The organism is Tabrizicola sp., from assembly GCF_031377265.1.
Lineage (GTDB): Bacteria > Pseudomonadota > Alphaproteobacteria > Rhodobacterales > Rhodobacteraceae > JAUYQR01.
In genome coordinates, this window is record NZ_JANMET010000157.1 from 1 (window position 1) to 9,064 (window position 9,064).

Consider the following 9,064-nt stretch of genomic DNA (forward strand, 5'->3'; position numbering starts at 1 on the left):
TATTTCTGGGAGCGTTGAGCGAATGCAGACCTTCGATCTTGGCGCAGAGGGGCTGCGCGCGCTGAACGCATCGCTGCACGCCCTGAAGGGCCAGACCAACATGACCTCGTGGGAGGTGATCAACCCCAAGGGCGCCCATGCCATTGCGGCCGGTGTGGATGCGCCACTGGATATCACCGTGCGCGGATCAACCGGGTATTACTGTGCCGGCATGAACAAGCAGGCGACGATCCGGATCAAGGGATCGGCGGGGCCGGGTGTTGCGGAAAACATGATGTCGGGCACCGTCATCATCGACGGCGACGCCAGTCAGTATGCGGGTGCCACGGGCCGGGGCGGACTGCTGGTGATCAAGGGCAATGCGTCCAGCCGTTGTGGCATCTCGATGAAGGGCATCGACATTGTCGTGCACGGTAACATCGGCCACATGTCGGCCTTCATGGCGCAGTCGGGCAATATGGTGGTGCTGGGCAACGCGGGCGAGGCGCTGGGCGACAGCCTGTACGAGGCGCGGCTTTTCGTACGGGGCAGTGTCAAATCGCTGGGGGCCGATTGCATCGAGAAAGAGATGCGGCCCGAACATCTGGCGCTGCTGCAAAGTCTGCTGGAGCGGGGCGAGGCAGGGTCGAAAGCTAAGCCAGAAGAGTTTCGTCGCTATGGCTCGGCCCGCAAGCTTTATACTTTCAACATCGACAACGCGTCGGCGTATTGAGGCAACTGAATGAGTGATTTTCCCCGCACGCCGCCCCGCTTTTCGGCGACCTTCACCCCGGCTGTAAACGCCGAGATCCGCCGCGCGGCGGCCACCGGCATCTACGACATCCGGGGCGGCGGCACCAAACGCCATTTGCCGCATTTCGACGATCTGTTGTTCCTTGGTGCCTCGATCAGCCGCTATCCGCTGGAAGGCTACCGCGAGAAATGCGCGACCGATGTCTGGCTGGGCACCCGCCACGCCAAAAAGCCGATCCACCTGGAGATCCCGATCACCATCGCCGGCATGTCGTTCGGTGCGCTGTCGGGGCCGGCGAAAGAGGCACTCGGGCGCGGCGCTACCGCTGCTGGCACGTCGACCACCACGGGCGATGGCGGCATGACGGAAGAGGAGCGTGGCCATTCCCAGACGCTGGTCTACCAGTACCTGCCCAGCCGGTACGGGATGAACCCAGACGATTTGCGCCGCGCGGACGCGATCGAGATCGTGGTGGGGCAGGGTGCGAAGCCAGGTGGCGGCGGCATGTTGCTGGGGCAAAAGATTTCCGACCGCGTGGCCAACATGCGCAACCTGCCGAAGGGGATCGACCAGCGGTCGGCTTGCCGGCACCCGGACTGGACCGGCCCGGATGATCTGGAAATCAAGATCATGGAACTGCGCGAGATCACTGATTGGGAAAAGCCGATCTATGTGAAGATCGGCGGCGCGCGGCCCTATTACGACACGGCGCTGGCGGTAAAGGCGGGCGCGGATGTGGTGGTGCTGGACGGTATGCAGGGCGGTACGGCGGCAACGCAGGATGTGTTTATCGAACATGTCGGCATGCCGATCCTTGCCTGCATCCCGCAGGCGGTAAAGGCGCTGCAGGACCTGGGGATGCACCGCAAGGTACAGCTGATCGTGTCGGGCGGCATCCGGTCGGGGGCGGACGTGGCGAAGGCGATGGCGCTTGGCGCAGATGCGGTGTCGATCGGCACGGCAGCCTTGATCGCGCTTGGGGATAACGACCCGAAATGGGAAGCGGAGTATCAGGCGCTGGGCACCACTGCTGACGCGTATGACGACTGGCACGAGGGCCGCGACCCGGCTGGCATCACCACCCAGGACCCCGAACTGTCGGCGCGGTTTGATCCCGTTCTCGGCGGGCGGCGGCTGAAGAACTACCTCAAGGTGATGACGCTGGAGGCGCAGACGATTGCGCGGGCTTGCGGCAAAAACCACCTGCACAATCTGGAACCTGAGGATTTGTGCGCCCTGACAATTGAGGCCGCCGCCATGGCGGGCGTCCCGATTGCAGGCACCAACTGGATACCGGGCCGCACCGGCGGCTTCTGACAAAAACATAAAGACGACAGGGAGTTAAAGGGATGGCGAAGGATCTGGCCAAATGGGCCAAGGAAAAGGGCGTCAAATACTTCATGATCTCCTACACCGACTTGTTCGGGGGTCAGCGCGCCAAGCTTGTGCCGACGCAGGCGATCAACGATATGGCCGACGAAGGCGCAGGCTTTGCCGGGTTCGCAACCTGGCTGGACCTGACCCCGGCCCACCCCGACTTGATGGCCGTGCCCGATGCGTCCTCGGCCATTCAATTGCCGTGGAAGAAAGAGGTCGCTTGGGTTGCGGCGCGGGCCACGATGGAGGGCAAGCTGGTTGATCAGGCGCCGCGCAACGTGCTGGAAAAGCTTGTCGCCGAGGCCGCCAAGGAAGGCCTGCGCGTCAAGACCGGGGTGGAGCCGGAGTTCTTTATCCTGTCGCCCGATGGCAGCCAGATTTCCGACCCCTACGACACCGCGGAAAAGCCTTGCTACGATCAGCAGGCGGTGATGCGCCGATATGACGTGATCGCCGAGGCCTGCGACTACATGCTGGAACTGGGCTGGGAAGCCTACCAGAACGACCACGAGGACGCGGTCGGCCAGTTCGAGATGAACTGGAAATATGACGACGCGCTGCAGACCGCCGACAAGCACAGCTTCTTCAAGTTCATGATGAAATCGGTCGCCGAAAAGCACGGCTTTCGAGCGACCTTCATGCCGAAGCCCTTCAAGGGCCTGACGGGATCGGGGTGCCACGCGCATATCTCGGTCTGGTCGATGGATGGCAAGACCAACGCCTTTGCCGACAAATCCAAGGAACTGCACCTGTCGGATCAGGGGCGCAATTTCCTTGGTGGTATCATGAAGCACGCTTCGGCGTTGGCAGCGATCTGTAACCCAACGGTGAACAGCTACAAACGCATCAACGCCCCCCGGACGTCTTCAGGCGCGACCTGGGCCCCGAATTCGGTCACCTGGACAGGCAATAACCGCACCCATATGGTACGTGTCCCCGGGCCGGGGCGGTTCGAGTTGCGCCTGCCTGACGGTGCGGCCAACCCGTATCTGTTGCAGGCGGTGATCATTGCGGCCGGTCTTGACGGCGTGCGCACCAAGGCCGATCCCGGCAAGCGGCACGACATCGATATGTACCAGATGGGTCACACGGTGAAGAACGCGCCGAAACTGCCGCTCAATCTGCTCGATGCTTTGCGCGAATTTGACAAGGACAAGACGCTGAAGGCGATGATGGGCGAGGAATTCTCGCAAGCCTATCTGAAGTTGAAGCATCAGGAGTGGAACTCCTACTGCTCGCATTTCTCGAAGTGGGAGACGGACACTACGCTGGACGTGTGACGGCGAAACTCGGGCGGCACGGTCGCCCGAGATTATTCCACTGGCGTTTCCTGGTGCACGATGTGAACTGCCAAAAGGCAGCCGTCCGGAGTGAAGGAGTTGTGTTCGGTGCCATCGCGGTAGAACACCATGTCACCGGCGCGAAACACTGTGCCGTCGCTTTCGTGCAGCTCCCCCTGAAGGATCAGGAATTGCTCGTGGCCATTGTGGCGGTGGCCGCGCGTTTTCATGCCCGCGGGCATTCGGTAGACATGGAAACCTTCGCCAAGCTCTTGGCTGTCATCGAGCTGAAGTATGGAATCGCCAAGCGACATGCCGTCCGGGTACACGAATGGCGTGAAGTCCGCTTCGTTGATATTGGCCACCCGACGGTCGTGCGGTTCAATCGGTTTCATATCATCCTTCCGTCGCGGCAACAGGAAATCGCATCTTTGATTCAGGTCAACGCGACGGTTCAATTTTCGTGCGATTCTGATTGTGAAGTCAATGGAAGTTGGGGGTAGCATGCGATGGCCAAGAAAATTCTCTGCCCGGTCGATGGCAGTGATCACGCAGCGGTTGGGCTGACAAAGGCGGTGGAGCTTGCAAAGTTTACCGGTGCGCATCTGACGATCTGCGCGGTTAACCTTGCAGTTGGCGGGGCCCGCGGACCGACAATCAACCAGTGGACAGACGAAGACGCCGCAACCCTGCTGGCCAAGGCAGAATCCGACGCGCGGGCTGCGGGTGCAACTGACGTTGGCACTGCGGTGTTGTTGTCGCGCAGCGCGGCCCCGGCGATCATCGCTTATGCCGCCGAAATTGACGCCGGGCAGATCGTGATGGGAACCGGTGACAAGCGCGGCTTGAGGCGTCTGGTGCTTGGTTCGGTTGCTGCAGAGGTTGCCGGGCAAGCCGGATGCTCTGTCACAGTTGCCCGATAAGATCGGTTCTGATCAAATTCGCAGCAAGGGTAATGATTCGGCCCGGAGGTGCACTTCCGGGCCTTGTCATGTTTACCAGCAGGAATAAGATTTGACACAGGCGCAACTCTGCTTTTAGGTTTCAGTGCAGATACGTCGCGGCGAAAGCGCCCTGACACCAAGAGAGCATCCGGAGGTTCAGATGAATAAGAGAGTAGCCGTTGTCGGAGCGGGTCCTTCCGGGCTTGCGCAATTGCGCGCGTTCCAATCGGCCAAAGCAAAGGGTGCTGAGATCCCCGAGATCGTGTGCTTTGAGAAGCAGGACAATTGGGGTGGCCTGTGGAATTACACTTGGCGCACCGGTCTGGATGAACACGGCGAGCCTGTTCATTGTTCGATGTACCGCTATCTGTGGTCCAACGGTCCAAAGGAGGGCCTTGAGTTTGCCGATTATTCCTTTGAGGAGCATTTTGGCAAGCAGATCGGCTCCTATCCGCCGCGGGCAGTCCTGTTCGACTATATTGAAGGCCGCGTGAAAAAGGCGGGCGTACGCGACTGGATCCGGTTTAGCAGCACCATCCGCATGGTGCGTTACAATGAGGCCAAAGGAAATTTCACGGTCACTGTGCACGACCTGAAGAACGACCGGATGTACGAAGAGGAGTTCGACAATGTGATTGTCGCCTCGGGCCATTTTTCGGTGCCGAATGTGCCGGAGTACCCAGGGTTCGACAAGTTCAACGGCCGGGTCCTGCATGCCCATGACTTCCGCGATGCACGCGAATTCTCTGGCAAGGACCTGTTGATCCTTGGCACGTCCTATTCGGCCGAAGACATCGGCAGCCAGTGCTGGAAATACGGAGCCAAATCGATCACCGTCGCCCATCGCACGGCGCCAATGGGGTTCAATTGGCCGGACAATTGGAAAGAAGTCCCCAAGCTGGAGCGGGTGGACGAAACCACCGCCTATTTTTCCGATGGCTCAAGCAAGAAGGTCGACGCGATCATCCTGTGCACCGGCTACAAGCATCACTTTCCGTTTCTTCCAGATGACTTGCGCCTGAAGACGAAGAACCGGCTGGCGACCGCTGATCTTTATAAGGGCGTGGCTTGGGTGCATAACCCTAAGCTATTCTTCCTTGGCATGCAGGACCAATGGTTCACATTCAACATGTTCGATGCCCAGGCCTGGTGGGTGCGTGATGCGATCATGGGGCGGATCGCAATCCCTGCTGAAAAGACGCTTCTGCAAAAGGACGTGGATAACCGCATTGCGCAAGAGGATGCCGGCGCGGATGCTCATGATGCCATCCACTATCAAGGCGAATACGTTAAGGAATTGATCGCCGAGACAGACTATCCGACATTTGACGTCGACGGCGCCTGTGAGGCCTTCTTCGCGTGGAAAGACCACAAGAAGGCAGACATCATGACGTTCCGCGACAACGCCTATAAGTCGGTCATCACTGGCACGATGGCACCAACGCACCACACTCCGTGGAAAGATGCGCTGGAAGATTCGATGGAGAGCTATCTGCGAAATTGACCAGACTTTCAGCCAGAAGGGGTTTCAGCAACGGCTTCGGTCTGCTGGAACCCTGACTGGGAGGCTCGGCCCAAAATGTCTTGCAAGACTGTAAACAACAGGAAACAATTTTTCGCAAAGATGAAGAATTTCTAGCCTTGTCGGGAGGACCATGCCAACCTTGACAGGTTGGGTTGCAGGACTGGTCTTTGTGAACGCCAATCGTTTTGACCCGAATTGGAACGGAAAGGAAACTGAATGACGATCCGGGCATGGCGGCCCGCGTCAGCCGGATGAAGATGAATCGCCAACCAAAGCGCGACAACACAAAGTACTGGCTCAACCAATGCCAGTTGCTGACAAGTCGCCAGATGCAACAGGAGTGAGGGAAACATGACAACGGATTCAGGTTCGGGCCAAATGGTTCGGGCGTTGGACTGGAAGGGTGCCTTCTGGGTCGCGGCAGGTGTGCCGCCCTTGGTGCTATTTTCAATCGGCGGGATCGCCGGAACCACCGGCAAGCTGGCCTTTGCGGTCTGGATCATTTCAATGATCATGGGCTTTCTGCAAAGCTTTACCTATGCCGAAATGGCCGGAATGTTCGGCAATAAATCTGGCGGCACTTCAGTTTATGGTGCCACCGCCTGGTTGCGCTACTCAAAACTGGTTGCGCCACTTTCGGTCTGGTGCAACTGGTTTGCATGGTCGCCCGTTCTGTCGCTGGGCTGTGCCATTGCGGCCGGCTATATTCTGAATGCTCTGTTCCCAATCCCGTTGGCGGAAAGCCAGCAGGTGATGGACTGGGTCACCGCCAACCTTGCGAGCTACACAGCGGAAACGCAGTCGGTCGTGGACTACATGGCCGCAAATGCGGGGGTTGTCGCAGCAGACGCGATCAAGGCGGTTGCTGCCGCAGATGGGGTGTCCGCCATGACACCCTGGTTCAGGGTGTATGAGGCGTTCCAGGTGACTATTCCCGGTCTGGGAACACTGCACTTCAACTCGACCTTCCTGATTGGCGTGGCCTTGATGCTGGTGATCATGACGATCCAGCATCGTGGCATTGCAAGCACAGCCAGCGCGCAAAAGTGGCTGGCGATCATCGTGCTGGTGCCGTTGCTGCTGGTTGGCCTCGTGCCGATCTTTACCGGCGCGATCGATACCATGAACGTCACCAACCTATTGCCCCCGACGGCGGCCTATTCGGGCGTCGATGGCACTTGGGATATTGGGGGGTGGACGCTGTTCCTTGGCGGCCTCTACATCGCGGCTTGGTCGACCTATGGCTTCGAAACTGCAGTTTGCTACACCCGCGAGTTGAAGAACCCAAAGACCGACACGTTCCGTGCGATCTTCTATTCCGGCCTGCTGTGCTGCGTGTTCTTCTTCATCATTCCGTTCTCGTTCCAGGGCGTTCTTGGCCAAGAAGGAATGCTCGCACCCGGCATCGTGGATGGCACGGGTATTGGCGAAGCGCTCGGCAACATGGTCGGCGGCGGCCAGGTGATCACTCAGATCTTCGTGATTTTGATGATCATGGCTTTGTTCATGGCGATCATGACTGCCCTCGCCGGGTCGTCGCGCACGCTCTATCAGGGCTCGCGTGATGGCTGGTTGCCGAAGTATCTGAGCACGGTCAACGCAAAAGGCGTGCCATCGCGGGCGATGTGGACTGACTTTGCCTTCAACGTCTTTCTGCTGGCGTTGGCATCGGACGTGGGCGGGTACTTCTATGTCCTCGCCATCTCGAACGTGGGCTACATCCTGTTCAACTTCCTCAACCTCAACGCAGGCTGGATTCACCGGATCGACTCTCCCCATATGGAGCGTCCTTGGAAAGCACCGAACTGGTTGATCGGGGTGAACACCGTTCTCGCCTTCGTCAATGCCCTTTTCCTTGGGGCGGGGGCCAAGGTCTGGGGTTATTCCAATGCGCTGTGGGCTGGCCTGATCTTTGCGGCACTGATCATCCCGGTGTTCTGGTATCGCCACTACTATCAGGACAACGGCAAGTTCCCAAAAGAGGCCTATGACGACCTGGGCCTGAAAGAGGGCGATCTGGGCGAGCGAAAGGCGGGCATGTTGCCCTACCTGACGCTGATCCTCGGGGCTGCGGTTGTACTCTGGGCCAACTGGTTCTTTGTTCTTCCCACCTGACCTTCCAAGAAGTTCGAGATAGGGGCGCGCATGCGCCCCTTTTTCTTTGCCCATTGTTTGCTGTGAAGAAAAATAATTGAACTTCATTATTGATTTCTGTCGCTAACCCTCACAGACTTGGCGAAAATGAATCTACTTCGGGGAGAGAATAGATGACGAATTCCTGGCGCTTTTCGACGCTGATCGACCGCCACCGCGCGCTCGGCTCCGACCTTGAAGACTGGAGCGGGATGGGCACCGCCTGGTCCTATTCCAAGGGCGATCCCGACGCCGAATACATGGCGATCCGCACCAAGGCCGGCCTGATGGATGTCTCGGGCCTGAAGAAGGTCCATATCACAGGACCGGCAGCAAGCCATGTGATCGAACGTGCCACGACGCGGAACATGGAAAAGCTGATGCCCGGTCGGTCGGTCTATGCGACCATGCTGAACGATGCGGGCAAGTTCATCGACGATTGCGTGATCTACCGGCTTGCGCCCAACGCGTTCATGGTCGTGCACGGCTCCGGCGGAGCGCATGAGCAGCTGACGATGGCAGCCACCGGGCGCGATGTGTCGGTGCGGTTCGACGACAATATGCACGACCTGTCGCTGCAGGGCCCGATCGCGGTGGACTACCTGGAGAAATACGTGCCCGGCATCCGCCAGCTTGGCTATTTCAACCACATGCAGACAAGCCTCTTCGGCAAGCCCGCGATGATCTCGCGCACGGGCTATACCGGCGAGCGCGGATATGAGTTGTTCGTGCGCGGGCAGGATGCGCCGATGATCTGGGACCGGATTCTGGATGAGGGCAAGTCGATGGGCATCATCCCGTGCCGGTTTACCACGCTCGATATGCTGCGCACCGAAAGCTACCTGCTGTTCTTCCCCTTCGACAACTCGGAAATGTACCCATTCGCGGATGAGGGTCCGGGCGACACGCTGTGGGAGCTTGGCCTCGATTTCACCGTCAGCCCCAGCAAGGTGGGGTTCCGTGGGGCCGAAGAGCATTACCGGCTGAAGGGCCGCGAGAGGTTCAAGATCTGGGGGCTAAAGCTGGAGGGCACCAATGTGCCGGGCAACGGCGCGCCGGTGTTCCGCGACGG

General features: G+C 59.1%; 8 protein-coding genes. 7 read left to right on the plus strand and 1 reads right to left on the minus strand.

The genetic code is table 11. The annotated features are described in order from the left end of the window. Positions 1-22: 22 nt before the first annotated feature. From RMO18_RS08805 to glnT, 3 genes are read left to right on the plus strand one after another with little or no spacing between them, the layout of a single operon-like run. Positions 23-712 carry a GXGXG domain-containing protein gene (locus RMO18_RS08805; RefSeq protein ID WP_309665305.1) on the plus strand — a complete coding sequence of 230 codons (690 nt, stop codon included), beginning with the start codon at positions 23-25 and terminating at the stop codon, positions 710-712. A gap of 9 nt (positions 713-721) precedes the next feature. Beyond that, positions 722-2,050, plus strand: a complete 1,329-nt coding sequence (locus RMO18_RS08810; RefSeq protein ID WP_309665307.1) for an FMN-binding glutamate synthase family protein — start codon at positions 722-724, stop codon at positions 2,048-2,050. A gap of 32 nt (positions 2,051-2,082) precedes the next feature. Next, positions 2,083-3,390, plus strand: coding sequence for a type III glutamate--ammonia ligase (glnT, locus tag RMO18_RS08815; RefSeq protein WP_309665308.1), 1,308 nt, complete (start codon positions 2,083-2,085; stop codon positions 3,388-3,390). 32 nt (positions 3,391-3,422) lie between these two features. On the opposite strand, the gene RMO18_RS08820 is transcribed toward glnT, so the two are convergent. Then, entirely contained in the window at positions 3,423-3,785 is a 363-nt protein-coding gene (locus tag RMO18_RS08820; protein ID WP_309665309.1) for a cupin domain-containing protein, read from the minus strand. 114 nt (positions 3,786-3,899) lie between these two features. On the opposite strand from RMO18_RS08820, the gene RMO18_RS08825 reads away from it, so the two are divergent. The 4 genes from RMO18_RS08825 to RMO18_RS08840 form a co-directional block, all read left to right on the plus strand. Beyond that, positions 3,900-4,313 carry a universal stress protein gene (locus RMO18_RS08825; RefSeq protein ID WP_309665310.1) on the plus strand — a complete coding sequence of 138 codons (414 nt, stop codon included), beginning with the start codon at positions 3,900-3,902 and terminating at the stop codon, positions 4,311-4,313. Between the two features lie 181 nt (positions 4,314-4,494). After that, a complete protein-coding gene (locus tag RMO18_RS08830) occupies positions 4,495-5,838 on the plus strand; it encodes an NAD(P)/FAD-dependent oxidoreductase (protein WP_309665316.1) in 1,344 nt (447 codons plus the stop codon). Between the two features lie 372 nt (positions 5,839-6,210). Beyond that, entirely contained in the window at positions 6,211-7,974 is a 1,764-nt protein-coding gene (locus tag RMO18_RS08835; RefSeq protein ID WP_309665313.1) for an APC family permease, read from the plus strand. Positions 7,975-8,126: 152 nt separating this feature from the next. Then, a partial coding sequence (locus tag RMO18_RS08840) for an aminomethyltransferase family protein (RefSeq protein ID WP_309665314.1) occupies positions 8,127-9,064 on the plus strand: 938 nt, incomplete at its 3' end.